Origin of the sequence: Chryseobacterium indoltheticum, from assembly GCF_003815915.1 — a bacterium.
Taxonomy (GTDB): Bacteria; Bacteroidota; Bacteroidia; order Flavobacteriales; family Weeksellaceae; genus Chryseobacterium; species Chryseobacterium indoltheticum.
Map to the genome: position 1 here is coordinate 3,284,256 of NZ_CP033929.1, position 26,625 is coordinate 3,310,880.

General features: G+C 33.5%; 25 protein-coding genes. 8 read left to right on the forward strand and 17 right to left on the reverse strand.

Features of this window, described 5'->3' with window-relative positions; translation table 11 throughout:
- Positions 1–18: 18 nt before the first annotated feature.
- Positions 19–2,538, reverse strand: coding sequence for a vWA domain-containing protein (locus EG358_RS15210; protein ID WP_076560719.1), 2,520 nt, complete (start codon positions 2,536–2,538; stop codon positions 19–21).
- Positions 2,539–2,549: 11 nt separating this feature from the next.
- The gene (locus EG358_RS15215; RefSeq protein ID WP_076560717.1) at positions 2,550–3,068 is read right to left on the reverse strand and encodes an RNA polymerase sigma factor; all 519 of its coding nucleotides are present in this window, start codon (positions 3,066–3,068) and stop codon (positions 2,550–2,552) included.
- A gap of 383 nt (positions 3,069–3,451) precedes the next feature.
- Between EG358_RS15215 and EG358_RS15220 the strand changes: the two genes are divergently transcribed.
- Positions 3,452–4,654 carry a C1 family peptidase gene (locus EG358_RS15220; RefSeq protein ID WP_076560714.1) on the forward strand — a complete coding sequence of 401 codons (1,203 nt, stop codon included), beginning with the start codon at positions 3,452–3,454 and terminating at the stop codon, positions 4,652–4,654.
- A 313-nt stretch (positions 4,655–4,967) separates the two neighbouring features.
- On the opposite strand, the gene EG358_RS15225 is transcribed toward EG358_RS15220, so the two are convergent.
- Positions 4,968–6,029, reverse strand: a complete 1,062-nt coding sequence (locus tag EG358_RS15225) for an NADH:flavin oxidoreductase (RefSeq protein ID WP_076560712.1) — start codon at positions 6,027–6,029, stop codon at positions 4,968–4,970.
- Between the two features lie 170 nt (positions 6,030–6,199).
- On the opposite strand from EG358_RS15225, the gene EG358_RS15230 reads away from it, so the two are divergent.
- Positions 6,200–6,589, forward strand: coding sequence for a winged helix-turn-helix transcriptional regulator (locus tag EG358_RS15230; RefSeq protein WP_076560711.1), 390 nt, complete (start codon positions 6,200–6,202; stop codon positions 6,587–6,589).
- A 49-nt stretch (positions 6,590–6,638) separates the two neighbouring features.
- Here EG358_RS15230 and EG358_RS15235 read toward each other — a convergent pair whose 3' ends face one another.
- Together EG358_RS15235 and EG358_RS15240 are read right to left on the reverse strand one after the other, a co-directional pair.
- Positions 6,639–7,349, reverse strand: a complete 711-nt coding sequence (locus EG358_RS15235; protein ID WP_123890125.1) for a tetratricopeptide repeat protein — start codon at positions 7,347–7,349, stop codon at positions 6,639–6,641.
- 93 nt (positions 7,350–7,442) lie between these two features.
- Positions 7,443–9,875, reverse strand: a complete 2,433-nt coding sequence (locus EG358_RS15240) for an alpha-ketoacid dehydrogenase subunit alpha/beta (protein ID WP_076560707.1) — start codon at positions 9,873–9,875, stop codon at positions 7,443–7,445.
- A gap of 139 nt (positions 9,876–10,014) precedes the next feature.
- Here EG358_RS15240 and EG358_RS15245 point away from each other — a divergent pair, with 139 nt between their 5' ends.
- Entirely contained in the window at positions 10,015–10,311 is a 297-nt protein-coding gene (locus EG358_RS15245) for a hypothetical protein (RefSeq protein ID WP_076560705.1), read from the forward strand.
- A gap of 297 nt (positions 10,312–10,608) precedes the next feature.
- Here the strand turns inward: EG358_RS15245 and EG358_RS15250 are convergent, their stop codons facing one another.
- From EG358_RS15250 to queA, 5 genes are all read right to left on the reverse strand, one after another.
- Positions 10,609–11,586, reverse strand: a complete 978-nt coding sequence (locus EG358_RS15250) for a polyprenyl synthetase family protein (protein WP_076560703.1) — start codon at positions 11,584–11,586, stop codon at positions 10,609–10,611.
- Positions 11,587–11,658: 72 nt separating this feature from the next.
- Positions 11,659–12,537, reverse strand: coding sequence for a hypothetical protein (locus tag EG358_RS15255; RefSeq protein ID WP_076560701.1), 879 nt, complete (start codon positions 12,535–12,537; stop codon positions 11,659–11,661).
- An 82-nt stretch (positions 12,538–12,619) separates the two neighbouring features.
- On the reverse strand, positions 12,620–13,654 hold the full coding sequence (gene rlmN, locus EG358_RS15260; protein WP_076560700.1) for a 23S rRNA (adenine(2503)-C(2))-methyltransferase RlmN: 1,035 nt from the start codon (positions 13,652–13,654) through the stop codon (positions 12,620–12,622).
- Between the two features lie 41 nt (positions 13,655–13,695).
- Entirely contained in the window at positions 13,696–14,043 is a 348-nt protein-coding gene (locus EG358_RS15265) for a four helix bundle protein (protein WP_076560698.1), read from the reverse strand.
- Between the two features lie 47 nt (positions 14,044–14,090).
- A complete protein-coding gene (gene queA, locus EG358_RS15270; protein ID WP_076560696.1) occupies positions 14,091–15,140 on the reverse strand; it encodes a tRNA preQ1(34) S-adenosylmethionine ribosyltransferase-isomerase QueA in 1,050 nt (349 codons plus the stop codon).
- A gap of 198 nt (positions 15,141–15,338) precedes the next feature.
- Here queA and EG358_RS15275 point away from each other — a divergent pair, with 198 nt between their 5' ends.
- Complete coding sequence (locus EG358_RS15275) at positions 15,339–16,031, forward strand: AIM24 family protein (RefSeq protein ID WP_076560694.1); 693 nt, start codon at positions 15,339–15,341, stop codon at positions 16,029–16,031.
- 34 nt (positions 16,032–16,065) lie between these two features.
- Here EG358_RS15275 and EG358_RS15280 read toward each other — a convergent pair whose 3' ends face one another.
- The 3 genes from EG358_RS15280 to EG358_RS15290 form a co-directional block, all read right to left on the reverse strand.
- On the reverse strand, positions 16,066–16,746 hold the full coding sequence (locus tag EG358_RS15280) for a hypothetical protein (protein ID WP_076560692.1): 681 nt from the start codon (positions 16,744–16,746) through the stop codon (positions 16,066–16,068).
- 54 nt (positions 16,747–16,800) lie between these two features.
- Positions 16,801–17,289, reverse strand: coding sequence for a DNA-deoxyinosine glycosylase (locus tag EG358_RS15285; protein WP_076560690.1), 489 nt, complete (start codon positions 17,287–17,289; stop codon positions 16,801–16,803).
- 161 nt (positions 17,290–17,450) lie between these two features.
- A complete protein-coding gene (locus EG358_RS15290) occupies positions 17,451–19,445 on the reverse strand; it encodes a S9 family peptidase (protein WP_076560687.1) in 1,995 nt (664 codons plus the stop codon).
- Between the two features lie 310 nt (positions 19,446–19,755).
- On the opposite strand from EG358_RS15290, the gene EG358_RS15295 reads away from it, so the two are divergent.
- Complete coding sequence (locus EG358_RS15295) at positions 19,756–20,292, forward strand: dihydrofolate reductase family protein (RefSeq protein WP_076560685.1); 537 nt, start codon at positions 19,756–19,758, stop codon at positions 20,290–20,292.
- A 79-nt stretch (positions 20,293–20,371) separates the two neighbouring features.
- Here EG358_RS15295 and EG358_RS15300 read toward each other — a convergent pair whose 3' ends face one another.
- The 4 genes from EG358_RS15300 to EG358_RS15315 form a co-directional block, all read right to left on the reverse strand.
- Positions 20,372–20,671: a hypothetical protein gene (locus EG358_RS15300; RefSeq protein WP_076560683.1), complete on the reverse strand. Its 300-nt coding sequence runs from the start codon at positions 20,669–20,671 to the stop codon at positions 20,372–20,374.
- A 137-nt stretch (positions 20,672–20,808) separates the two neighbouring features.
- On the reverse strand, positions 20,809–21,777 hold the full coding sequence (locus EG358_RS15305) for a 2-hydroxyacid dehydrogenase (RefSeq protein WP_076560681.1): 969 nt from the start codon (positions 21,775–21,777) through the stop codon (positions 20,809–20,811).
- 144 nt (positions 21,778–21,921) lie between these two features.
- Entirely contained in the window at positions 21,922–22,317 is a 396-nt protein-coding gene (locus tag EG358_RS15310; RefSeq protein WP_076560679.1) for a DUF1801 domain-containing protein, read from the reverse strand.
- 346 nt (positions 22,318–22,663) lie between these two features.
- The gene (locus tag EG358_RS15315) at positions 22,664–23,314 is read right to left on the reverse strand and encodes a protein-L-isoaspartate(D-aspartate) O-methyltransferase (RefSeq protein WP_076560929.1); all 651 of its coding nucleotides are present in this window, start codon (positions 23,312–23,314) and stop codon (positions 22,664–22,666) included.
- A 122-nt stretch (positions 23,315–23,436) separates the two neighbouring features.
- Between EG358_RS15315 and EG358_RS15320 the strand changes: the two genes are divergently transcribed.
- From EG358_RS15320 to EG358_RS15330, 3 genes are all read left to right on the forward strand, one after another.
- Positions 23,437–24,399, forward strand: a complete 963-nt coding sequence (locus EG358_RS15320; protein WP_076560675.1) for a Gfo/Idh/MocA family protein — start codon at positions 23,437–23,439, stop codon at positions 24,397–24,399.
- Entirely contained in the window at positions 24,400–24,762 is a 363-nt protein-coding gene (locus tag EG358_RS15325; protein ID WP_076560673.1) for a hypothetical protein, read from the forward strand.
- A 131-nt stretch (positions 24,763–24,893) separates the two neighbouring features.
- The gene (locus EG358_RS15330; protein WP_076560671.1) at positions 24,894–26,615 is read left to right on the forward strand and encodes a cellulase family glycosylhydrolase; all 1,722 of its coding nucleotides are present in this window, start codon (positions 24,894–24,896) and stop codon (positions 26,613–26,615) included.
- The last annotated feature ends 10 nt before the right edge of the window (positions 26,616–26,625 follow it).

Genomic DNA, 26,625 nt, shown 5'->3' on the forward strand with positions numbered 1-26,625 from the left:
ATTTCTTTTTTTGAAATGTTATTTTTGTGTCGATTCGTACGTTTCTACCAATCTCACAAACTCCGCTCTGTAGCCATCTTCATCTTTTCCTCTTCCTTTTTTAGCAAGGCTTTCAATATCTTTTAAATCTTTATTTTTTATTAGTGCAGAATTTCTTAAAACCAAGCCAAACCAAGCAACTGAAGAAGCAAATTTGAAGTCATCGCTCGAGGATGAAAAAGATTGATTGGTATTTTTAACAACCTGAACAATTTCAGAACTTTGATCACCATCAGGTTTTTTGTATCTGAATTTTACCGTTGCCAATTCATTATTAAAATTTTCATCATTTGTATTTTTAGTATATTTTAGATCATTTTCTTTTGGTAAAAATTCAGAATTCACATCGGCAGGAATGACTTCGTATAAAGCCGTTACGGTGTGACCGCTTCCCAATTCTCCTGCGTCAATTTTATCGTTGGTAAAATCTTCGTTCTTTAGTTTTCGGTTTTCGTAACCAATCAAGCGGTAAGACTTTACGTATTTCGGATTAAATTCAATCTGAATTTTCACATCTTTAGCAATGGCATACATGTTTCCGGCAAACTCTTTTCCAAGAAATTTATTGGCTTCCTGAAGATTATCGATGTAAGCATAATTTCCGTTTCCTTTATTGGCTAAAGTTTCCATGCGGTTATCTTTGAAATTTCCCATTCCGAAACCTAAACACGTAAGGAAAACGCCAGATTTTCTTTTTTCTTCTACCAAAGTCTGAAGATCGCCTGTTGAAGAAGCTCCCACATTAAAATCTCCGTCTGTAGCGATGATTACACGATTGTTTCCATTTTTGATGAAATTTTCCTGAGCCAATTTGTAAGCTAATTCAATCCCTTGTCCACCCGCTGTACTTCCGCCTGCCTGAAGTTTATCTAAAGCTTCAATAATTTTATTTTTTTCTTTGGCCGAAGTCGGTGGTAAAACCATTCCTGCGCTTCCCGCATAGACTACAATTCCTACTTTATCGGTTGGTCTTAATTGATCCAAAAGTACTTTAAAAGAAGATTTCAACAATGGTAATTTATTCGGTTCATTCATTGAGCCTGAAACATCAATCAGAAACACAAAATTTGAATTGGGAAGTTTATCTGTTGGAATTTCCTTTCCCTGTAATCCTATTTTCAGTAATTTATGTTGTTTATTCCAAGGGGAATCATTGTATTCTGTATTAATTGAAAACGGCTGATTATTTTTTGGTTGCGGATAATCGTATTTAAAATAATTAATCATTTCCTCAATTCTCACCGCATTTTTATTTACATATTCTCCATTGTTAATCATTCTGCGAATGTTGGAATACGCCGCTTTATCAACATCAATCGAAAACGTTGAGACCGACTGATTTTTCGTCAATGCAAAAGGATTCTCTACAAAAGCATCGTATTCTTCACTATTTCTTTGCTGGATCTGTTTTGAAATATTAATACTATCCTGAACTTTCTGCAGTTTCTCAAAAGCTTTTCTTTCTTTTCTCGATAGTTTTTTAGTTTTAATGACGATCACTCCATTTGAAGCTCTGTTTCCATAAATTGCTGTTGCGGAAGCGTCTTTTAAAACAGAAACACTTTCAATTGTATTTGGGTTTAAAGTGCTAAAAGCTTTACTGTCTGAAATTTTTCCGTTGATAACATATAAAGGATTTGAGCTTGCATTTAAAGTACTCATTCCTCTGATTAAAATTGGTTTGGAAGAACCTGGAATTCCTAAATTTGGCATTATTTGAAGACCTGAAACTGTTCCAATTAAAGTTTGTGAAATATTATTATTTTGTTTGAATTCATTTTTAATATTATAATTTGGTGCAGAATTTTGATATTGAATACTATTATTATTTCCCATCGCAATTATTGGTAATGAATTTACATAACCTTGCGAACTGGATTTTTGATTGTTTAAAATTTCTGTAGATGTTATTGAAGTAGCATTTGAAGTATAAGATTGTTTTTTTTCAGCTCTATAACCTGTCACTACAACTTCTTCAATATTAATTTCTTTGTCATCATAATCCAAAATACCATCACCATCTGGTTCCATATAAACTACATTCCCGTGTGTTATATTTGAGTTTTGCGATGGCATTTCATTATTATAAATGGGAGAAATTTTAGGTTCGGGAACAAATGATTCATATACCAAAACCTCAGGCTTATGACTTTCTTTTTGAGAATAAATTTCTTTTTCAATATTAGATTTCACCGTACTATCAACCGCCTGAACATCTGAATTTAATTTAAGAGAAACCGTATTTTGAGCAATTGCAGGTTTATTAATTTCAGAAACATTATTTATACTAATAAAGTAAAATGCTCCCAAACCAATGATCAAACTTGCAGCAATTCCATAAGGAAACCAAATTGGAATGATTCTTTTCTTATCTTCTTTTTTATCTAATTTTTCTTCAACTTTAGCCCAAACTTTATCAAAACCCGGAAAAGTAGCAGGTTCTTCCAAAGAGTGAGAAGCCTCATTGAATTTTTTATCTATATCGTGATTATTTTCCATTGTGTAAAAGTTTAAATGTTATGATTTACCAATAATTCCTGAAGTTTTTTCCGTGCAAAATTCAGCTGAGATTTTGATGTTCCTTCGCTTATCGAAAGCATTGTTGCAATCTCTTTATGCGGATATCCTTCAATGGCAAATAGGTTGAAAATTGCTCTGCAACCTTCAGGAAGAAAATTCAGAAGTTTCAAAATATCTTTTTCAAAAGAAACTGTATCAGCTAAAGTATCCGGAGATTCTACAAACTGATCGTCTAATGAAATATAAAGCGCTTTCATACTTCTGAGTTTTTGCAAACATTCATTCACCGCAATTTTTTTTGCCCAAGCTTCAAAAATATCATGGTTTTGCAGTTGATTAAGTTTCGTAAAGATCTTATAAAAAGTATCGGCCAATACTTCTTGTATGTCTTCATCGTTTTTCAGATAGCGTTTGCAAACCGCATACAGTTTGCCCGCCATTTTTTCGTAAACTTTCCGCTGTGCATTGCGGTCGTTCCGTTGGCATTCTATCAGTAATTCTTTTTCCATAGTCAGGCTTTATACTCTTATAGATGCAGGAAACTTCGGGCAGGTTGGAAACATTGTAAACTTTTTTTAAAAATAAGGAAAGTTGCTGATAGTTTTTAGTTGATAGTTGATAGACTGAAACTCGTATATTATTAATATTTATAAATCTTAAGTTAAAACTAATAAAATCACTCTAAAACTCTAAAACACCCCAACTCTAATTCCCTAAAACCCTCCCACTCAATTTTAACCCTTTTTTAACATAAAATCTTGTAACATATCCTTAACATTGCAGACTATTAGAATATAATTTTAAAGCTGATAAAATTGGGTTTGATTAAGAGGAGAAATTTTGATCGAATCCAATTTGAAAATCACCTTTAAAAATAAATAGATCGTTACTTATGAAAAACAAAAGATTTGCGTCATTACTTTTTGTTTTATGCGCAGGAAGTATGATGTTTGCTCAGGATGACCTGATCAACAAGTTGAAAAACAATCAGTCTCAAAATGCCAATTTCCAATTTACCACGTTAAAAGATGTGGGTGCAACTTCGGTAAAAAACCAAGGTTCATCAGGAACATGCTGGAGCTATTCAGGAAACTCTTTCCTTGAGTCTGAAATGCAGAGGATGGGCAAAAAGCCGGTTGATTTGGCTGAAATCTTTACCGCAAGAAATTCTTATCACGATAAAGCAAAATTATACGTGTTAAACAGCGGAGCAATCAGTTGGGGAGATGGAGGTGAGCTTCACGATGTTGTGAATATGTACAAAAAATACGGAGCAGTTCCACAGGAAGCTTACACAGGTTTGAAAGCCGGGCAGACTTTAAATAATTTTAAAGAAATGCAGGAAAAACTGAAACCAGTTTTAGATAGTCTTGTAGCAGCTTCTTCAAAAGGAAAACTTTCAGATAGCTGGATGGATTCTGTCGATGCTATTTTGGATGAATATTTAGGAAAAGTGCCTGCTAACTTTACCTATGAAGGAAAAAATTATACGCCGAAAACTTTTGCTAAAGAAGTGGTAGGAATTAATCCTGAAGATTATGTTGAGCTATCTTCATACAAAGATTATCCTTATTACCAAAAATTTGTAGTTCCGATTCCTGATAACTGGAGCCATGATTCTGACTGGAATATCCCAATGAATGAACTGACTGCGATTATCGACAATGCAGTAAGCAAAGGATATTCTGTAGGTTGGGCAACAGACGTTTCTGAGCCTTATTTTTCATACAAAAATGGAGTTGCTTACGTTCCTGATGTAGATTTAGACCAAATTACTCCGGAAGTAAAAAAAGATCTATTCACTCAGCCTAAAAAAGATAAAACCATTACTGAAGACATGCGTCAGAAAGCTTTAAACAATCTTTCTACAACCGATGACCACGGAATGCACATCGTTGGTTTGGCAAAGGATCAGTCTGGTAAAGAATATTATATGGTGAAAAATTCTTGGGGTGTAACCAATGATTTTGAAGGATATTTGTATGTAACAAAACCTTATGTGGAGTATAAATCTACTGCTATTTTGGTTCACAAAAATGCAATTCCTAAAAACATTAAAAAGCAATTGAAACCAAGCAAAAACATTGGTTTGTAAGAAATCATTATTGTCTACTAGGTGACAATTTTAGATATTTAAACTTGTTAATAGACCGTCTGAATTTTTTCGGGCGGTTTTTTTGATTAATCTCTTTGCGAACTTTGCTTTAAGAGAATTCAGTATTATTAAAAATAAAAAACCGCTTTCAAAAAAATTGAAAACGGTTCCTCTAAAAATTAAAAAAATTATAGGTAAAATTATATATAAAATAAAAGTGAACTGCCCATTTTACTTCTCAGGTGAATAGTGGAAATAAAGTTTAAATAATAAATTGACCACGAAGCAAACCTGCAATTCACTGTAGTTTTTTTTAATAAAGCACTCCTAAACTAGAACCAGCAAAATCTGTAAGCTCTTCTACTCTGCCGTCTTTTATTTTCTTTGCCCATTGATAATCGCTCAACAAAGCACGTCCTACCGCAACCAGATCAAAATCTTCACGGTCAAGTCTTCTTACCAACTTTTTAAGATCTGCTTTTTCGGAACCTTCTCCTGCAAAAGCTGACATAAAATCACCGCTTAATCCTACAGAGCCTACGGTAATTGTTGGCTGACCCGTTATTTTTTTTGCCCAACCTGCGAAGTTCAGATCTGAACCTTCAAATTCAGGTTCCCAGAAACGTCTTTGTGAACAGTGGAAAATATCTACTCCGGCTTCTTTTAATGGCAACAACCAATCTTCCATTTCATTAGGATTTACTGCCAATCTGCTTTTATAATCCTGCTGTCTCCATTGAGAAAGGCGGATAATAATCGTGAAATCTTCACCTACTGCAGCTCGCATTGCTTTTACAACATCTACAGCGAATTTGCTTCTTTCTTTTATTGTTTTCCCACCGTATTCATCGGTTCTGGTATTGGTTACTTCCCAAAAAAACTGATCGATTAAATAACCATGAGCTCCGTGAATTTCTAAAACATCAAATCCTAAATCTTTTGCCGATTTTGCCGAAGCCGCAAACTGAGCAATGGTATCCTGAATATCTTCCAAAGTCATTGTAGAAGCTTTTTCCATATCAACTAAAGGATAATCTTCTGAACTTCGGGTATCACCAACGTGCCAAATCTGAGGTCCCATTTTCCCTCCATTTTGGTGAACTGCATCGATGACGTTTTTCCAGCCGTTTAAAGCTTCAGTTCCATAAAAATCCGGGATATTCTGAATATTTTTTGATCCGGGTCTGTTGATTACTGTTCCTTCAGAAAGAATCAATCCTACTTCCGAAGCAGCTCTTCTTGCATAATAATCTACAATTTGCTGAGTGGGAACTCCGTTATCAGATTGCGCTCTTGTCATCGGAGCCATTACTATTCTATTTTTTAGTTCTAAATTTTTGTATTGAAATGGTTTAAATAATGATTCTGTACTCATTTTTAAAGTATTTGTTTGTAATTGTTACACAAAGTAACTAATAATAGTTTGTTTTTGTATCTTTCAATGAAAAAATAGTGGTAACTTCGCAGTAACTTACATTAGTAACCTGAAAGTAACGTATGGAATCTTTGATTCTCTAAAGTTTTTAAAAAAATAAAAATTTCCTTATGAAAAAGAGTGAATTAATGGAATACAGCTGTCCTCTTGGTAAAGCAATGTCTGCATTGGGAAGCAAATGGAAACCAATCATCGTATTGGTTATCAAAGACCGAAAATTACGTTTTGGAGAACTTGCTGTGCGCATTAATGTAATTTCAAGAAAAGTTCTGACCGATCAGCTTAGAGAAATGCAAACTGACGGATTGATCATTCGTGAAGAGTTTAAAGAACTTCCGCCAAGAGTAGAATATTCGTTGACAGAAAAAGGTTTGGCGCTTTTGCCGATTTTATATCAATTGGAAGAATGGGAAACAAAATATCATGTTTATGATCCTGAAAAAGCTGAAGATTGTAAGTTTATATTAGAAAATAAAAAAGTAAAACAAACTAGCGTTTGAAGTTCTTTCATTCAATATAACATATTCTCGGCTTATTTACTGTAAATTATTATTTACAATAATTATCAATATAAGTTTTCGCTTTAAAACCTAATTTTTCTGCACTGTGAAAGTCTTCACAAGCCCCTTTTTTATCTTCGAGTTGAGATTTAAATGTTCCTCTATAAATATAAGCCATTCCATTTTTAGGGTTCAATTTTAAGGATTTTGATAAGCTGTTAATGGCATTTTCCAAATCACCACTATTACCTTGCAAAGTGCCTTTTACAAAATAAGAAACTGAACTCTCCGGTTCCAGATTAATTGCTTTATTAATACTCTCAATCGCATTTAAATAGTTTGAATTTTGACTTTCTATATTAGCCAATAATTGATATGCTGAAGGTAATTTATCATTTAACTCAATAACTTTTTCGATATCAGATTTGGCTTCTTTTAAATTTCCATAAGCAAAATAACTATTCGATCTACCATAATAAGCTAAAGTAAAATTCTTATTTAAATTTATTGCTTCAGAATAGTTTTTTATTGCCGCAGTATTATTACCTTCAATAGAATAAGTAAATGCAAGACCGTAATATGCATTTGAATTTTTAGGATTTGATTTTATAGAATTTACAAACTCTTTCTTTGCATTTAGAAAGTCTGAGTTTAAAATGTAATTATTTCCCCGAACAAATGCGTCATCGCAATATTGTTCAGTTTTCTGAGTACAACTTGCTAGCAAAATTAGGACTGTTATAATAGAGAATCTCTTCAACGTTATATAAGTTTTTAATATTTTCAGTTTTCTAATGTACAAAAAAACCGCTTCCAAAAAGAAAGCGGTTTCAAAATTTATCTAAAATCTCAATTAAAATATCGCAGGATATTTCTGAGGATTTGTTTCGTTAAACATTGCGTAAATTCTTTCAACCATATCATCAGAAGATGGTTTAGAGAAATAATCACCATCACTTGCATAAGCCGGTCTGTGGTCATTTGCAGCAATCGTCAACGGATCAGAATCTAGGAATCTGAATGCTTTTTGCTTCTCTAAAATCTGTTGTAGAATAAACGCTGAGGTTCCACCTTCTACATCTTCGTCGATTACCACCAATCTGTTGGTTCTTTTCACGCTTTCAGCAATTTCATGCGTTAAGTCGAAAGGAATTAATGACTGAACGTCAATAACTTCTGCAGAGATTCCTAATTTCTCAAGTTCTTCCGCTGCTTCCATTACAATTCTCCAAGTCGAACCATAAGTTACCAAAGTAACATCTTTTCCTTCTTTTGTAACTTCAATTTTCCCGACAGGAACGGTGAATTCACCTAAATTATCCGGTTGTTTTTCTTTTAATCTGTAACCATTCAGACATTCAACAATTACGGCTGGATCGTCACTTTGAAGCATCGTATTATAGAATCCTGCAGCTTTGGTTAAGTTTCTCGGCACCAATACCAAAATACCTTTTGAAAGGTTCAAAATTCCCGCCATTGGCGAACCAGAATGCCAAACTCCTTCCAATCTGTGACCTCTTGTTCTGATAATTAAAGGAGCTTTCTGACCACCTTTTGTTCTGTACTGAACGGTCGCCAAATCATCACTCATTCCCTGTAAACAATACAAAATATAGTCTAAATACTGAATTTCAGCAATTGGTCTTAAACCTCTCATCGCCATTCCGATTCCCTGACCTAAAATGGTAGCCTCACGGATTCCTGTATCAGCAACACGTACGTCACCATATTTTTCCTGCATTCCTTCAAGACCCTGGTTTACGTCACCGATATTTCCGGCATCTTCACCAAAGACTAAAGTTTGAGGATATTTTTCGAATATTTTATCGAAATTATTTCTTACCACTACTCTTCCGTCTACATCTTCCGAAGCATCAGAATAGATGGGCTTGATTTCTTGAATATTTTCAGCTTTCCATTGAGATTGAGAATACAAATGAGAAGAATAATTGTCTTTTTCAACCTCAAAAATCTCGTTGTATTTCTGCATCAATTGGTTTCTTTCTGCAGAATTTGTTCCTCTTGTCGCCAACAAAGATTTTCTTACCAAATGGAAGACATCTTTCTTCGCTTTTGAAACTAATTTATTGTATTGATTAATATACGTTTCAATTTCAGAATTTTGTCCTTTCAGGTTTTCAACTAAAGGCAAAACTGAAAAAGCTAGTTCAGTAATCGTTTTCTGATAATTTTCCCAAGCATTTTTTTGCCCGTTTTTTACCGTTTTTTTAGCTTCATCATCGATTGAGTCAAGTTCTTCAACAGTTGCAATAATTTCTTCTTGCCCTTCAATTTCGATTGAATAATTTAAAATCCATTCTCTGAATTTCAATAATCCGTCAAACTGAGACTCCCAAGATAAACGTTCTTCATTCTTATATCTTTCATGAGAACCTGAAGTCGAGTGACCTTGTGGCTGCGTCACTTCAATTACGTGAACTACAACCGGAACAGATTCCATTCTTGCAAATTGCTCAGCTCTTGCGTAGGCATCCAATAATGAAGGATAATCCCAAGCTTTCACCTGAATAATTTCACAACCTTGGTTTTCACCTTCTTTTCTCTGGAAACCGCTCAACATTTCAGAAATATCAGCTTTTGCTCTCTGCTTCATTGTAGGAACAGAAATTCCGTAACCGTCATCCCAGATCGAAACAATCATCGGAACCTGAAGCGCACACGCAGCATTCAATGTTTCCCAGAAGTGACCTTCTGCTGTAGAAGCGTCTCCGATGGTACCGAAAGCAACTTCGCCACCTTTATTGGAGAATTTTTCAGAACCCTCAAACTGTACGGTTTTATATATGTTTGAAGCTTGTGCTAAACCTAATAATCTAGGCATTTGACCTGCAGTAGGAGAAATGTCGGAAGAAATATTTTTCTGCGCAGTTAAATCTTTCCAGCTTCCGTCTTCATTTAAACTTCTTGTCGCAAAGTGCCCGTTCATCTGTCTTCCGGCAGAAGCAGGCTCTCTTTCTACACTTGTATCTGCATACAACTGAGCAAAGAAACTTTCAACCGTCAAAGCATCTGCTGCTAATGCAAAAGTTTGATCTCTGTAATATCCTGAACGGAAATCTCCGTTTCTGAAAACTTTTGCCATTGCAAGCTGCGGAAGCTCTTTTCCGTCTCCAAAAATTCCGAATTTAGCTTTTCCGGTAAGTACTTCTCTTCTGCCCAGGTAAGACATTTCACGAGAGATTCTTCCTAACTTATAGTCTTCAAGTATCTGATTTTTAAAATCTTGAAAGGAGATCTGTTGAGTTTCAATATAGGTTGTCTGCATAGCCAAATATTAAATATTTTTTATTAATGAAGTATTTTGCTAATATACACTTTTTATATTAATTTTAATTTTCAATAATGTTTTTTAAAAATTTGATAATCAAGATTATGATGTCTTAATTTTACATAATATAAAGAAAATGGAAAAAAAATCATCTCATATACTCAATGCATCCAGCAATTTACTAGGTTTTTCGATGCTGATTATCACTTCGCTGAAAATCACAAAAACGAGCCACAATACATATCTGGATGAATTCGCAGGAGTCGCATGTGTACTTTTTGCATGCAGCAGTTTTCTCTCATTTTTGGCAATAAGATCACGGAAGGAAAAGATGGAGAACAGATACGAGCAGATTGCGGATTATTTATTTTTATCCGCATTATTTTGTATTGTTTTGTCGGTGATTATGGTAACAACGATGATTTTAGATTAGTAATTTTTCGTACATGAAAAAGATATTTCATGAGTTTTAACCGCAAAAGCAACAAAAGATTTTATGATGAATTAGCTATTCAAAAGCAAGCAAAACAAATAATAACCAAAGATTCTACATTTTGTGGACTTTGACATCCTCTTTTTTAGCATTTCTTTTGTCGCTTTTGCGGTTAAAAATATTATGTATTAAAATTAGTCATTATATTTTCTCTCGCTGATTTTGCAGATTGTGCTTATTATTTTAAATCAGCAAAATTTCCTTAATCTGCGAGACTTAAATAAACAAAAAAATCTTTTAGAACTTTCTTTCGATAACGTAATCAAGCATTTTATGCAAAGATTCTCTTACCTGAGAATCCGGAAATTCATTGAGGATATCTTTTGCTTTTTGCTGAAAATCTTTCATCACGGTAATTGCGTAATCTAAACCGCCCGAACTTTTTACAAAAGCAATCAGTTCTTTCACCCTTTTTTGATCGTTATTATAACGTTTAATCGTATTGAAATAATACTTTCTGTCGGTTTCGCCGGCTATTTTTAAAGTATGAATCAACGGCAAAGTCATCTTTTGTTCTTTGATATCGATTCCGACAGGTTTTCCGATGACATTTGAACTTAAATAATCGAACAAATCATCTTTAATCTGAAAAGCCATTCCGGTGTATGTTCCAAACTGCATCATTTTCTTGGCTAAAGCTTCGTCTGCGTTATTCGACAGAGCGCCGATTTCGCAGCAGGCGGCAATTAAGGTTGCTGTTTTCTGGCGGATAATTTCATAATAAACATCTTCGGTAATATCAAGTTTTCTGGCTTTTTCCAATTGAAGAAGTTCGCCTTCAGACATTTCTCTGATCGTTCTTGAAATCACGGAAAGCAAATCATAGTCTTTATGATCGGTAGAAAGCAGTACCGCTTTTGAAAGTAAAAAATCACCTACTAAAACCGCAATTTTATTTTTCCACAATGCATTGATTGAAAAGAAATTACGACGTTTAAAACTTTCATCCACCACATCATCGTGAACCAAAGTTGCCGTGTGAATCAACTCAATCATTGAAGCGCCACGATACGTTTTTTCGTTAACATCGCCAATTAATTTTGCACACAGAAACACAAACATCGGACGCATCTGTTTCCCTTTTGTGGTAACAATAAAACGGGTAACTTTATCGAGTAAAGCGACTCTGCTCTGCATAGATTCATAAAACTTTTGTTCGAAAAGTTTCATTTCCTCATTGATCGGCTGCTTGATTTCTTCTACAATGTTTGCCACGAAGTAAGAATGATGGGTGAGTATTTATTAATTCTCACAAAGATAATTTTTTTCCGCCAATTTTAACAGAAATTAAAGTTTGAGTTTTTCTTTAGGAATAAAATAAAAAAATGGCTTGGTCTTCTTAATAGGCGAATAAAATTTTTCGCCGGAAATATAAACTCCGGTTTCATCAACAGCAATTCCCTCGATCTGACCAATCGTTAAAGCACTTCCCAAGTAAAGATGTCTGGAGTTTTCATTGAAAAATATTCCAGGCTCAGATTCATTAAAGATATTTAAAAACACTTCTGTTTTCTTGGTGTAACCCACTACGTAAAGCTTTTTATCAAAATAAGAAGCATCTGTTACGACAAAATTTGTTTTGTAAGATTCTATTTTTTGAGCGGGCTGATTTTCAAAAACTTCTGGATCAATCGTGTAATGCGTGGTAGATTTTGAAGCCCATTCTTTAGTAAAAATATGGATTTTACCATTTAAATAAATCATAGATTCCAAATCAAAATCTGTGTTGATATTTCTTGAAGTAAAATCTTTTTGCTCAGGATAATAAAATGAAATCGTTTTCATCGAATCATTTTGCAGCTGATTATTTTGAAAAGGAATTTTATAAATTTTTAAATGTTGCCTTGTTCCAGCATTGTTTCCAAAATCTCCGATGTAGAAGTTTTTGCCATCGTTAGTTAATGCTTCCCAATCTTTATTTTCGGCATTTGTTTTTAAAACTTTTAGAATTTTTCCTGAATTTTTATCAATTTCATACAATTCTGCCGGGTTTCCACTGTCGTTAAAAGTGTAAAGTTTTCCATCAAAAAAATTCAGTCCTGAAGTTTCCTGAATCGAATCATTAAGAACTGCAATTCTATATTTTTTAAGCTTAAAAATTTCTGCCTGTTGAGAAAAAGCAGTCTGAAAAAAGAATAGGGCAAATAATAGAATGATCTTCTTCATTCTACAAAAATAGGATTTTAAGTATAAACTGACTGTTAAGAATAATCAAAAACCTTTAGAAAAAGGCAATGATTAATAGAATTTAGTCTGTAACTTTATTAGCCAACTGTCCGCAAGCTGCATCAATATCACCACCACGACTTTTCCGAATCATAACGGTAATTCCGGCATTCTCAAGCTGACGAACATAATTGTCTTCTGCTTTTTTATTGCATTGGTCGTATTTTCCGTCACCGATTGGGTTATATTGAATCAAATTGACTTTAGAAGGAATCTGTTTGCAATATTTAATTAATGCTTTAATATCCTCATCTCCGTCATTAATGCCTTTCCACACACAATATTCGAAAGTGACTACTGAACCCGTTTTTTTGTACCAATATTGAAGAGATTCCATAATATCTGTCAACGGAAATTTATCCGAGAACGGCATAATTTCGTTACGCTTAGACTCAATCGCTGAGTGTAGGGACAAAGCTAATTTTACACGCAACTCATCATCTGCCAACATTTTTATCATCTTCGGAATTCCGGATGTAGAAACAGTGATTCTTCTTGGCGACATTCCCAAACCTTCCGGCTGAGTGATTTTTCGGATCGCTTCAACCACATTTTTGTAATTCATCATCGGCTCGCCCATTCCCATAAATACAATATTGGAAAGCGGTCTGTTGAAATACATTTTACTTTGGCTATCAATTAAAGCAACCTGATCTACTATTTCAGCGACTTCAAGATTTCTCATTCTTTTGAGTCTTGCTGTAGCACAAAATTCGCAGTTTAACGAACATCCTACTTGTGAAGAAACACAAGCTGTGGTTCTGGTTTCTGTAGGAATTAAAACAGATTCTACCAATAAGCCGTCGTGAAGCTTCACTCCATTTTTAATGGTTCCGTCTGTACTTTTCTGAAGCTGATCTACAGAAACTGGATTAATGGTATATTCTTCAGAAATTTTGTCACGAAGCTGCTTTGAAAGATTCGTCATCTCCTCTATAGAATGCAGATTTTTGCTCCACAGCCAATCGTAAACCTGCTTCGCACGAAACGGTTTTTCTCCTAAAGATCCAAAATAATCTTTAAGCTGGTCGAGGGATAGAGTTCTTATATCTTTCATAATATTAAAGAGCCAAGTTAAAAGTAGAAATTAAAAAGTTTTTAAAGTTTAGTGTTATTTACTATTGCAGCGAGAATATTTTTCAATTCGGAACTTTCTTTCAATAGAAATTTAAATTCATCAGAATCATAACCATCTAATTTTTCCAAAACCCGAAGCCAAAAATTACTTTCCCTGGCTTCTCTTAAAGCAATTTTCACTTTATTTCTAAAGTCTGCTTTAGAAGATCCGGCTTGAGATTCTTCATAATTAGCACCAATTGATGTAGCAGATTTTCCAAGCTGAAATCTTATCAATTTACTTTCAGAATCATTTGGTAGTTTTCTTAAAAATATAAGACAATTAACTCCAAATTCAAAAGTTCTCGTAAGTAAATCGTTTTCTCTCATCTTAACCTCTAACTTTTATACTTTTAACTTGGTTCTTTTTACTTGTTTTATATAATTAACATTGCGTCACCGTAAGAATAGAATTTATACTTTTCTTTTACGGCTTCTTCGTAGGCATGCATTAGGAAATCTTTTCCGGCAAACGCAGCAATCATCATCATTAAAGTTGATTTTGGCGTATGGAAATTCGTAATCATTGTGTTGGCAATTCCGAAATCGTGTGGTGGATAAATGAATTTATTAGTCCAACCATTGAAAGCCGAAATTTTTCTGTTTGAAGAAACAGAAGTTTCAATTGCTCTCATCGTTGTAGTTCCTACTGCACAAACTCTTCTGTTTTCCTGAACAGCTCTGTTGATGATTTCAGCATTTTTCTCATCGATGATGATTTCTTCAGATTCCATTTTATGTTTAGACAAATCTTCTACCTCAATTGGGTTGAAAGTTCCTAATCCTACATGAAGTGTTACCTCAGCAAAATCAATTCCTTTGATCTCTAGTCTCTTCATCAAATGCTTAGAGAAATGCAAACCTGCAGTTGGCGCCGCTACAGCTCCTTCTACTTTTGCATAAATCGTCTGATATCTTTCAGCATCTTCTGGCTCTACATCTCTTTTGATATATTTTGGAAGTGGAGTTTCTCCTAATTCTTTTAATTTTGATCTGAATTCTTCATAAGAACCATCAAATAAAAATCTTAACGTTCTACCTCTTGAAGTTGTATTATCGATTACCTCAGCAACCAAAGATTCGTCTTCAGTGAAGAATAATTTGTTACCAATTCTTATTTTTCTTGCAGGATCTACCAAAACATCCCAAACACGAGTTTCTTTATCAAGTTCTCTCAATAAGAAAACTTCAATCTTAGCTCCTGTTTTTTCTTTATTTCCGTAAAGACGAGCCGGGAAAACTTTAGTATTATTAAAGATGAAAAGATCTTTCTCATCGAAGTAATCTACTACATCTTTGAATAATTTATGCTCAATGGTTTGAGTTTTTCTGTCGAGAACCATTAATCTAGCTTCATCTCTATGCTCAGAAGGGTGTTCTGCCAATAATTCTTCAGGAAGGTCGAAATTAAAATCGGATGTTTTCATTTTTTAAATTACGGTTTAAAAATTATGTAAAATTACATGGTGTAATTTTCGAAGTGCAAATATACAACATTCTATACCCCTTTGTCAAGTGTTTATTTCACGCCTCTTTATTCATGAGGCTTTGAGGCTTAAATTTTATTCTTTTTGATTTTTTATCAGCAAAAAATGACTATTTTGGCTTAATCAAAATATTAAACGATGAGCAAATATTCTATTGAATCTTTTGTCAATGAAACAAAAGAAAACCCTCTTGAAAGAGATTATTTCGAACTGGAAAAACCAGCACTTTTAGAAATCAACCTAAACAATCAATCTGTCTGGACAAAAACCGGAAGCATGGTTGGTTATATCGGCAATATTAATTTTGAAAGACAAGGAATGCTTTCAGGCGGACTTGGAAATTTGTTAAAAAAAGCAATCAGCGGAGAAGGTGCAAAGTTGATGAAAGCAGAAGGAACAGGGAAACTATATGTTGCAGATGATGGTAAAAAAGTAAGAATTTTACATCTCAATAACGAAACAGTTTGTGTGAACGGAAATGATATTTTAGCACACGAACAGAGCATAAAAAGTGATATCACCATGCTGAAAAGCATTGCCGGAGTAATGTCGGGCGGATTGTTTCAGGTAAAACTTTCCGGTACAGGACATATCGCAATTACAACTCACGGTGAACCTTTAACTTTATTGGTAACTCCGGATGCACCTGTTTTCACAGATCCGAACGCAACTGTAGCCTGGTCTGGAAACCTAAGCCCAGAACTGAAAACCAATGTTTCTTTTAAAAGTTTAATTGGAAGAGGAAGCGGCGAAGAGTTTCAGATGAAATTTTCAGGTAATGGTTGGGTTTTGATTCAGCCTTATGAGGAAGTTTATCGACTTGAAAAATAAATATTAAAAAATGCGATTCGATTGAATCGCATTTTTACTCTTCAAAATCTGACCAATAATTATATTCTTTTAATACTAATTTTTCAGGTACCATAATATTTAAATCGGTTTTCTCAATTTTTTGAGTCGATTCTTCAAAAGCATAACCGGAAGTATAATATTTTGTTTGCTGACTGCTTACAATGTATTTGAATTTAGGATTTAGAAATGATTTTATTTTTTCATTAATTTCATCTGTTCTACTATAATCTGCACTAAAATTTACATAATCAAATTGTGATTTTTCAATTTTCACAATTCCTGAGATTTTCTTTCTTTTTAATCTTGCATTTTTGAAAACAATAATATTATAATATAAAGAATCAATTTTTTCGACTTTAATTACATTTTCTTTATCATAATCTTTCGTCTTTTGTTCCGGAAACTGATTTGAATATTTATAAGCAAAAGTGAGATTACCGTTCGATTTATTCACTTTAAAAACATGTCTTATACGATTTTCTTTCTCATAAATTGTAGCTATGGTTTTATTATTTTGAGTTATTAAAACTAATTTTTTATTATTGACTGAATCATAGAATGATTCACTAATCCATTCTTGTTTATCTGGCTTTATTCGTTTAGATTGCTCTCTTATAAAATGATCAAAATGATACTCTTGAGAAAAAACAAACATTGAAATAAGACATAATAAAAGTAAAAAAGATTTCTTCATTGTAAATAATTTGTGGAACACAAATATATCTTTTTAATTGGAAATATTTAAAGTTTATAAATAATCTAATACCTTTTTCCAATCCTCAAATTTCCTCTCAAAAGAAATGGTGTGAAGCGGACTTGTTGAAGGCAATAAATATATTGGAATTCTAAAGTTTTTACCTAATAATTTCTGTAGATTTTTATATGACTTTCCGCCATTGCAAAATATTGCCTGAATGTTTGGATAACTTTCTAAAAGCGTTCCAATCTGGTTGGCTTCTTCGTTTTTAATTTCAGAATCAAGGCTTCCTTTTCTTTCGCAGGAATCGATGACATCCCAAATTGCAATGTTATTTTTCTTTAAAATATCAATTCGTTCAGAATAATCTTCTGTAAATTCTTCATTAAACAATTCAAAAATAATCTTCCAGAATTTGTTTTGCGGATGAGCGTAGTATTGTTGTTTTTCTAAAGATTTCACACCGGGAATTGAACCTAAAATTAAAATTTTAGATTGACTATCAATAAATGGTGGAAATGATGAAATTCGGTTCTCCATAATCTTAAGATATAAATTTTGAATTGAATTTATTTAACGCAAAAAGCGCAAAAATTTCTTTTAAATCAAACTAAATATTTTCATTATTAAACAAAAAACGGGCTAAAGCCCGTTCCTATTGATATTTTTGAATACTTAAATTAATTATTCATTTTTAATTATTAAAGCGTTTCTTTCAACCAATCAAAAAATTCTCTCTGCCAAACTAAGCCGTTTTGAGGATGAAGAACCCAGTGGTTTTCGTTCGGGAAATATACTAATTTTGATTTCAGACCTCTCAATTTCGCAGCCTGGAAAGCTTCCTGACCTTGCTCGTAAGGAACACGGTAATCTATTCCACCCTGAAAAATCATAATTGGTCTATTCCATTTATCCACAAAATTACTCGGGTTAAATTCTGTATATGCTTTTGGAAGAGGCTTTTCCCAAGGTGAACCCAAATCCCAGTTGGCAAACCAAAGTTCTTCCGTGGTTAAATACCAAGATTTCATATCAAATAATCCATCGTGAGCGATGAATGTTTTGAATCTGTTCTCGTGAATTCCAGCCAACATAAATACGCTGTAACCACCGTAACTTGCTCCAACGGCTGCAACTCTGTCACCATCAACGTAAGGCAAAGTTTTAGCATAATCTGTTGCTGCCAAATAATCTCTCATCGGTTGTCCGCCCCAATCTTTTGAAATTGCTTCGTTCCATTTGGTTCCCCAACCCGGCATCCCGCGGCGGTTTGGTGCAACAACAACATAACCGTTTGCTGCCATTAAAGCAAAATTCCATCTTGTACTGAAAAATTGCGTAAGTCCAGATTGTGGACCTCCCTGACAATATACTAAAGTCGGATATTTTTTATTCGGATCGAAGTTTGGTGGATAATGGAACCACACGCCCATTTCTTTTCCGTCTGTGGTTTTCACCATTTTTAATTCAGATTTTCCTTGTGCTAATTTCGCATAGGTGTCTTTATTGACGTCTGTAACCTGGCTTAATTCTCCGTTTTTAAGATTTACAGAGAATAATTCTGAAGCATGGTTGATATCGGTTTTTGAAACCAAAAGAGATTTTTTTCCTTCCGCAAAAATATCAGTAACATCAAAATTCCCTTTTGTAATCTGGCTAACTTTTGCATTTTTAAGATCTACAGAAAATAACTGAACAGTTCCACGAAACGCTGCATTAAAGTAGATACTTTTAGAATCGCTGCTCCAGAAAGTTGTTCCGGTTACGCTTTCGTCCCAGTTTCCTGTCATATTGCTTTTTGCACCGGTTTTCCAGTCCATTACCACAATATCATTTTTATCTGCTTCATATCCTTCTCGCTCCATACTTTGCCACAACAACCATTTACCATCTGGTGAAAATTTTGGGTTCACATCATAACCCATCATTCCTTCAGTTAAATTTTTTGTCGTTGCTGACGCTAAATCGTAAGCGAAGATATCTGTATTTGTACTTGTAGAATATTCTTTACCACTTTTAGGCTTTGTAACATACAGAAGTTTTGAAGAATCCGGACTAAAGACAAAATCTTCTGCTCCGCCGAAAGGTCTTTGCGGAGAATCCCACGTTTTTCCTTCCAATAAATCTTTAGCAGAATCTACACTTGAAGAAGTATCAACCACAAAAACATGGTTGTATTTCCCTTCATTAAAATAATCCCAGTGTCTGTGATTGAGATCTGTGTAAATCTGTGCAGTTGTTTTTGGAGTATCTGCATATTTATCTTTCCCCATCAGTTTTTCCACCAAAACCTGCTTGCTGAAAGCAATTTTCTTTCCATCAGGAGAAATAACGATGTTATCAGCTTCACCAATGGTGTAAAATTCTGTCCACGTTTTTCCGCTGTCTTTTGAAAGATAGATTTTCTCACCTTCCTGAGCGTACAATCCGTTTTTATCCCATTGAACTAAAGCTTTTTTACCTAAATCAATTTTAGAAGACTGATTATTGATCACATTCAGGAAATAGTTTTCGTTTTTTGTTTTTTCAGTTTTTAGATCAACCTGTCCTACTTTATAGATCAGCGATGATTGATCGGGTGAAACAGCCTGCACTCCTACTTTTTTCAAAGTCCAAAGAATTTCAGGTGTCATGAGTTGTTGTGCATTCATTAAGAAAGGCGCTGCCAAAGCGAGCAGACTGTACTTAAGTTTCATATTCTGTACTATTTTTATGAACTTTCGGGATTTTGAAATCTCCTCGGTTCTTTTATTATTCTAAGATTGCCAAAGTTAATATTTAAAATAAAAAGAAGTGAAAAATTGAAGAATAAGTTTTGAATCTTTTCGAATTGTAAACCCTACATTATCAATAATTGTAAAAACCTTTACACAGTCACACTGGTTTTCGTTAGTTTTAAATTTGCAAAACACAAAAGCTACACATACATTTACAATCATGTATTTTATGATTAACGATGTCACTTCGGAATCATTAAAAATTATTATTAAGATTTAAAATAAAACCATGCGAAAAGTATCACTTTTTATTGCCACAAGTTTAGACGGTTATATTGCTAAACCGAATGATGATCTCAGTTTCCTGAAAATTGTAGAAAAAGAAGGTGAAGATTATGGTTATTCAGAATTTACAGAAAACAGTGACACCTTAATTATCGGGCGAAAAACTTATGATTATGTGCTTAAAGAATTAGGATCATCTCATTACGATAATGGGAAAAGAGATGTCTATGTCATTACAAGAACTGAAAAACCCAATGTTGGAAGAACCACTTTTCACACAGGAAATCTGACTGATTTGGTAAAACAACTACAATCTGAAAACGGAAAAAATATTTATTGTGACGGTGGCTCAGAAATAATAAACGAATTATTAAAGAACGATTTGGTAGATGAATTTATAATTTCTATTGTTCCTGTTTTATTAGGTAACGGAACAAGACTTTTTAAAGACGGAAGACCAGAACAGGAGCTTCAGTTTGTGAGTGCAAAAACATACGAGACGGGACTGACACAGCTTTATTATAAAAGAAAATCAGAATAAAAACAAACTATAGAAATAGTTTTACGAATTTTTTCTAAACATGCAAATCCCCGCAAAATTAATAGCGGGGATTAAACTTTTAACTGACTACATCGTCATTTTCTTCTTCGTGATCATCTTCATTATCGCTTCTGCTGTATAGATTATTTTCTTCATCAGGAAGCTGATCTGTGATTTGTTCAAAATTATCATCATCCTCTGCTCCCGGAATATCTAAGCCATAAGGCATTCCGTCGTTGACGTGCCCGGGATTGGTGATGGGATTTCCGTCTCCGTCTAAAGGAATGTGTTCTTCTTTATTGAAAATATCTTCACTTGGTCTGTAATCCATTTCCTCCAGTTTTCTGTCTTGCTCGTTTTTGTTATCTTCAGTTATCATAATAATTATATTTAGTGTTGAATTAGAATAGACAAAAATGGTTCCAATTGGATAAGAGACAAGGAAAAAGTTGAAAGAATCAAGTTGGAAAATTGCAACTTTCTTTTAAAGATTTCAAATTAAATCGAATCCCAAGTTTAATATACTTCCGGATTTGCAATATGCGGCATTTTTTGTCCTTTAGAAAAAGCAATAATATTTTCTGCAGCCAGTCTTGCCATTCCATTTCGGGCTTCTATCGTTGCCGAACCAATGTGTGGAAGAACGCACACATTCGACAATTGTAAAATAGGATCATTATCTTCAATAGGTTCCGGGTTGGTAACGTCTAAACCAGCGCCCCAAATCTGCCCTGAAACCAAAGCCTGATACAAATCTTTCTGATTATGAAAACCTCCTCTCGCCGTATTGATAAAAATTGAGTTCTTTTTCATTTTTTCAAAAACTGAAGCGTTAAAAAGATCACTTTTTTCAGGTTTAAAATTGGCATGAATACTCAAAACATCCGATTGCTCGATCAATTTATCAAAAGAAACATATTTTGCATTCAGTTCTTTTTCGGCTTCTTCATTATGATTTCTGTTGTGATAAATGATATTCATTCCGAAAGCTTTCTTACATTTTTGAGCCATTTCAAAACCAATTCTTCCTAAGCCGAAAATACCCAACGTTTTACCATACAATTCCTGCCCGAGCTCATAAAGTGGATCAAAATTCCCCCAATTCCCATCTTTCACTTTTTGAAAATAAAAACTTGCTCTTCGGGAAACCGATTGCATCAGTAAAAATGCAACATCAGAAGTAGCCCGGCTCAAAACATCTGGCGTATTTCCTACCGGAATATTTCTTTTGGTAGCTTCTTTAATATCAACATGATCAAAACCTACGCTGAACAATGCAATTGCCTTTACGTTTGGACATTTCTCAAAAAATTCCTGATCAAATTTATTAGCGCCAACATTTAAAATTGTATCGGTATTTTTACAGTATTCTAACCATTCTTCATGTGACAAATCATCATTTTCAGGGATTATAACTTCCAAACCGGCTTCCTCCAGCATTGTAATTCCTGTTTCGGGAATTCTTTTGTTTATAAAAACTTTCATTATTTTATTATTTAGACAAATAAAAACCTCACTACTTTTACAAGTGAGGTTCCTATTAATTATTATTGACTTATTTTCTTGATTTCATTCAAATTAAAGTCCAATTTTCGTTCCGAAAAATCTCAGATTAATGTTTTAAATGAATTATTTCAATCTGATCAATTCGCCTTTTCTTTTTACAATATTTTTATAATCCCACTGAATTTCCACAGACTTTTTCAGCCAACGTAGAATATCAGTTTCATTCATTTCATTCATATTATTATAAAATACAGATGCATCCTGAAATTTTTCACCTTCTACATTCAACTGTTCTTCATTAAAAGATTTTCCGCTCCAAAACATCAGCCGGACTCCTTTTTTCTGTTTACTGTAACCCACAATCGGATTTCCTTCTAAAAACCAGACCGGATGTGTATGCCAGATTTTATTCTCAGCATCATTCAATTCACGATCAAATAATTCTGAAAGTAAATTGCAAATTTCTTTGTCTGAATCTGACTGTCTTTCGTTATAATCAAAAATATCAGGGTTAATCATATTATCATTTTGGTTAAAAGTTGATTAGATTCAAATTAATTTATAAGTAATACAATGATCCAAATTACTATAACAGTTAGATGTAGAATTGTTGAAAGTTTCGTTTCTTTTTTCATTATAAATGCTTTTATTCCATTAATGATTAATAAAATAACGTTTAGTATAGCTAAAATGAAAACCGATAAAACATCTAAGTTTGGCGTACATGGCCCAGATTTAAATTTCCCAGAAACATTTATTAAAACTATTATCAATATTGCGATTAAATAAAATACTATTGATTTTATTGCATTCTTTTTTTCTTGGCTCATAGTATATCTGCAGGTTATGGGAACTAATCTTCAGCCTACTGATTTGTATTATTCAACATCGGAACAAATTTGTAAGCTCCGAATTCTTCCTTTTCAATTTCTGTAGGAGAAATTTTAGTGAATCGGTATAAAACCTGTTGGTCGGTCGGACCCAAAGGAATAACCATTTTCCCACCCACTTTTAGTTGTTTTAATAATTCTGTCGGTAAAACAGATGCTCCGCAAGTCACTATAATTTTATCAAACGGCGCAAAAGTAGGAAGTCCGGCAAAGCCATCTCCAAAGCTTTGAAACTTTGGATAAAGATGCATTTCACGCAGCTTCTTTTTAGAAAAATCAAAAAGGTCTTTTTGTCTTTCAACGGTATAAACTAAAGCTTTCATTGCCAATAAAACTGCAGTTTGGTAACCACAACCCGTTCCTATTTCAAGCACTTTTTCTCCTGCCTTCACTTGCAAAAGTTCAGACTGCTCTGCCACCGTTGAAGGATGAGAAATCGTCTGATGCGCCAATATCGGAAAAGCACGGTCTTCATACGCAAAATCTTCAAAAATGCTTTCAATAAAAAGATGTCTCGGTACTTCATTTATTGCAGAAAGTACATTTTCATCCGATATCCCAATCTTGTGTCTGAGATATTCAACCAAATTTTTCCTTTTCCCTTTATGTACAAACGAATCGTGCATCATCAACAGTTATTAGATAGTGTAGCTACAAAAGTAAAAAAACAATCAATACGTATCAACCTAAAACCTATCATCTATTTCCGAACACCTAAAATTATTATCTTTACAAAAATTACAACGCTATGTTAAAAGCAGGTTTGGTAGGCGCAGGACATTTAGGAAAGATACATTTAAGACTTCTTAATCAATCTGACAAATACGATTTCGTAGGTTTCCACGATAAAGATATAGAAAACGGAAGAAAGCTGGAAGCTGAATTCGGATACAAATATTTTGAAAATTTTGATGAATTATTAGATCAGATTGAAATGTTGGATATTGTAACACCAACATTGTATCATTATGATTATGCTCTGAAAGCTATCGAAAAAGGGCTTCATTTTTTCATCGAAAAACCGGTAACTCAAACGCTTGAACAGGCTGAAGATATCCTTTCAAAATGTCGAGAAAACGGCATCAAAGCACAGGTTGGTCACGTTGAAAGATATAATCCTGCATTTATTGGAGCAAAAGATTACATTCAAAATCCGATGTTTATTGAGATTCACCGTTTAGCAGAATTTAATCCACGTGGAACTGATGTTTCTGTAGTTTTAGATTTGATGATTCACGATCTTGATATTTTGTTGAGTGTGGTAAAGTCGAAAGTAAAAAACATTCATGCAAGCGGCGTTTGTGTGGTAAGTAAAACTCCGGATATTACTAATGCAAGAATTGAGTTTGAAAATGGCTGTGTTGCCAATTTGACGACTTCCAGAATTTCGATGAAGGCGATGAGAAAGAGTCGTTTTTTCCAGAAAGACGCTTATATTTCTGTTGATTTCTTAGAGAAAAAAGCTGAGGTTATCAGAATGAAAGATGCGCCAGAAAATCCTACTCCTTTTGATATGATTATTGAAAATGCGGAAGGTGAAAAAAATCAGATTTTGTTTGAATACCCAAATATTCAGGCAAATAATGCGATTTTGGATGAATTAAATTCTTTTGCTGATGCCATTTTAGAAGATAAAAATGTAGAAGTTTCTCTGGAAGATGGAACTGAAGCGTTGAAAGTGGCTTTAAAAATAATGGAATTGATTAGTTAAATGAGATTAGGTTTTTTCTTCGCCTTATTTGCATTGACTATTTCTTGTAATAAAAAACAAGAAGTATATCTATCCTGTGAACAACAGCATAAAAAAGCTAAAAATGATTTTAACAATAATAAATTTATATATTTTGATTATCTACAATCAAATGATTTTGACAGAAAGCTTTACAGCCGTCTATTGCAAGAAAACAACATAACTCTCGACACAATAGTACCCGAAGGTTTTATACCGCTATCAAGTACCGATCTTAATAATGAGCATTGTTACATACAAATGATGAATAATAATTTAAATGCCAAATTTGGCCATCAGTTTTTTGATAGTCTGCGGTTGAAAGCAACAATAAAGAATAATTAAAACGGAATTACTTAATTCCGTTTTTGTTTTTAATTAATCTTATTTCTAGATGCGATTATTTTCAACATTTTTAAATATATTTGTTAAATTCAAAATTCTAAAAATTTTCCCTAATATTTAAAATAACCATTATGAAACGAGCCATTCTATTATCTGCTTTTTTATTGTCTCAATTTGGGACATCACAGTTGTTAAAAACACAAGGACAGAAAATAATTAATGATAAAGGAGAAAATGTTCAACTTCGAGGCTTAGGTTTAGGAGGATGGATGCTGCAGGAAGGTTATATGCTGAAAACTGCAGATTTTGCAGGACCACAATATAAGATCAAAGAAAAAATTGCAGAACTGATCGGTAAGGATGGAATGGAAAATTTCTATAAAGCCTATTTAAAAAACGGAATTACAAAACAGGATATTGATTTTTTAGCAAAGTCAGGGTTTAACTCGATACGTCTTCCAATGCATTATAATCTTTACACTTTGCCTATCGAAAAAGAAAAGATAAAAGGACAAAATACCTGGCTGGAAGAAGGTTTTACAATGACCGATGATCTTTTGAAATGGTGTAAAGACAATAAAATTTATTTAATTCTTGATCTTCATGCAGCTCCGGGCGGACAAGGAAATGACGTGAATATTTCTGATAATGACAAATCGAAACCTTCTCTTTGGGAAAGTGAGGAAAATCAGAAAAAAACAATTGCACTTTGGAAAAAATTAGCAGAAAGATATAAAGATGAACCCTGGATCGGCGGATATGATTTGATTAACGAACCGAATATTAATTTCACAGGGAAAAATCAGAACGGAACAGATGAAATGTCAAATGCTCCCCTTTGGAAGCTTCAAAAAGAAATCACCGAAGCCATTCGTACCGTTGACAAAAAACATATTATTTTTCTTGAAGGAAACGGTTGGGGAAATAATTACAATGGTTTAACACCGCTTTGGGACGACAATCTCGTTTTTAGTTTTCATAAATACTGGAATTATAATGATGATGCAACGTTAAAGTTTATTTTAGATCTAAGGGAAAAATATAATATTCCTATTTGGTTGGGAGAAACTGGTGAAAATTCTAATGTCTGGTTTACGGAACTGATTCAGTTACTGGATAAACACAACATCGGTTATGCATTTTGGCCCATGAAAAAAATTGATAATATTGCAGGAATCAACAATGTAAAAATCACTCCGGAATATCAAAAACTATTAGATTACTGGAAAAATGGCGGTGAGAAACCTTCGAAAGAATTTGCAGAGAAAGCTTTAATGAAAATTGCAGACAACTATAAATTTAGCAATACCGAGATTAAAAAAGATGTAATCGATGCGATGTTCAGACAGACAATTGATGATTCTACGAAGCCATTCAAAAATCATCAGGCTCCCGGAAAAATATTTGCAACGGACTATGATCTTGGAAAAATGGGATCTGCTTATTCAGATAAAGATTTTATCAATCTTTGGGTGAGTGATCCGGCAAAAAGATCAGAATGGAATTCGGGAAATCAGCTTAGAAATGATGGTGTTGATATTTATAAAACAAAAGATAATCAATATTACGTCGGTAAAACTGAGTCAGGAGAATGGCTTCAGTACACAATCAATTCCAAAACCGATAAAGTATATTCTTTAGACCTAAAATATGCCAGCAGTAGCAATGCAAAAATCAGAATTGAAGATGCAACAGGAAAACTATTATCAACAATTTCTTTAGATGCAACAGGCGGAACTGAAAATTGGAAAACTGTTTCCAAAAAGGGCATCAACCTTAAAAAAGGAGAAAATAAAATCAGAATTATTTTTGAAAACGACGGCGTCAATCTGGCTTATTTTGAATTAAAATAGTAAAAACCTT

Coding starts and splice junctions, on each gene's coding strand:
- EG358_RS15240 (WP_076560707.1), bottom strand. CDS start 9,875: ATGCAGACAACCTATATTGAAACTCAACAGATCTCCTTTCAAGATTTT.
- EG358_RS15330 (WP_076560671.1), top strand. CDS start 24,894: ATGAAACGAGCCATTCTATTATCTGCTTTTTTATTGTCTCAATTTGGG.
- queA (WP_076560696.1), bottom strand. CDS start 15,140: ATGAAAACATCCGATTTTAATTTCGACCTTCCTGAAGAATTATTGGCA.
- EG358_RS15325 (WP_076560673.1), top strand. CDS start 24,400: ATGAGATTAGGTTTTTTCTTCGCCTTATTTGCATTGACTATTTCTTGT.
- EG358_RS15305 (WP_076560681.1), bottom strand. CDS start 21,777: ATGAAAGTTTTTATAAACAAAAGAATTCCCGAAACAGGAATTACAATG.
- EG358_RS15215 (WP_076560717.1), bottom strand. CDS start 3,068: ATGGAAAAAGAATTACTGATAGAATGCCAACGGAACGACCGCAATGCA.
- EG358_RS15315 (WP_076560929.1), bottom strand. CDS start 23,314: ATGCACGATTCGTTTGTACATAAAGGGAAAAGGAAAAATTTGGTTGAA.
- EG358_RS15310 (WP_076560679.1), bottom strand. CDS start 22,317: ATGATTAACCCTGATATTTTTGATTATAACGAAAGACAGTCAGATTCA.
- EG358_RS15245 (WP_076560705.1), top strand. CDS start 10,015: ATGGAAAAAAAATCATCTCATATACTCAATGCATCCAGCAATTTACTA.
- EG358_RS15210 (WP_076560719.1), bottom strand. CDS start 2,538: ATGGAAAATAATCACGATATAGATAAAAAATTCAATGAGGCTTCTCAC.
- EG358_RS15280 (WP_076560692.1), bottom strand. CDS start 16,746: ATGAAGAAATCTTTTTTACTTTTATTATGTCTTATTTCAATGTTTGTT.
- EG358_RS15285 (WP_076560690.1), bottom strand. CDS start 17,289: ATGGAGAACCGAATTTCATCATTTCCACCATTTATTGATAGTCAATCT.
- EG358_RS15300 (WP_076560683.1), bottom strand. CDS start 20,671: ATGATAACTGAAGATAACAAAAACGAGCAAGACAGAAAACTGGAGGAA.
- EG358_RS15220 (WP_076560714.1), top strand. CDS start 3,452: ATGAAAAACAAAAGATTTGCGTCATTACTTTTTGTTTTATGCGCAGGA.
- EG358_RS15295 (WP_076560685.1), top strand. CDS start 19,756: ATGCGAAAAGTATCACTTTTTATTGCCACAAGTTTAGACGGTTATATT.
- EG358_RS15230 (WP_076560711.1), top strand. CDS start 6,200: ATGAAAAAGAGTGAATTAATGGAATACAGCTGTCCTCTTGGTAAAGCA.
- EG358_RS15290 (WP_076560687.1), bottom strand. CDS start 19,445: ATGAAACTTAAGTACAGTCTGCTCGCTTTGGCAGCGCCTTTCTTAATG.
- EG358_RS15265 (WP_076560698.1), bottom strand. CDS start 14,043: ATGAGAGAAAACGATTTACTTACGAGAACTTTTGAATTTGGAGTTAAT.
- EG358_RS15225 (WP_076560712.1), bottom strand. CDS start 6,029: ATGAGTACAGAATCATTATTTAAACCATTTCAATACAAAAATTTAGAA.
- rlmN (WP_076560700.1), bottom strand. CDS start 13,654: ATGAAAGATATAAGAACTCTATCCCTCGACCAGCTTAAAGATTATTTT.
- EG358_RS15255 (WP_076560701.1), bottom strand. CDS start 12,537: ATGAAGAAGATCATTCTATTATTTGCCCTATTCTTTTTTCAGACTGCT.
- EG358_RS15320 (WP_076560675.1), top strand. CDS start 23,437: ATGTTAAAAGCAGGTTTGGTAGGCGCAGGACATTTAGGAAAGATACAT.
- EG358_RS15275 (WP_076560694.1), top strand. CDS start 15,339: ATGAGCAAATATTCTATTGAATCTTTTGTCAATGAAACAAAAGAAAAC.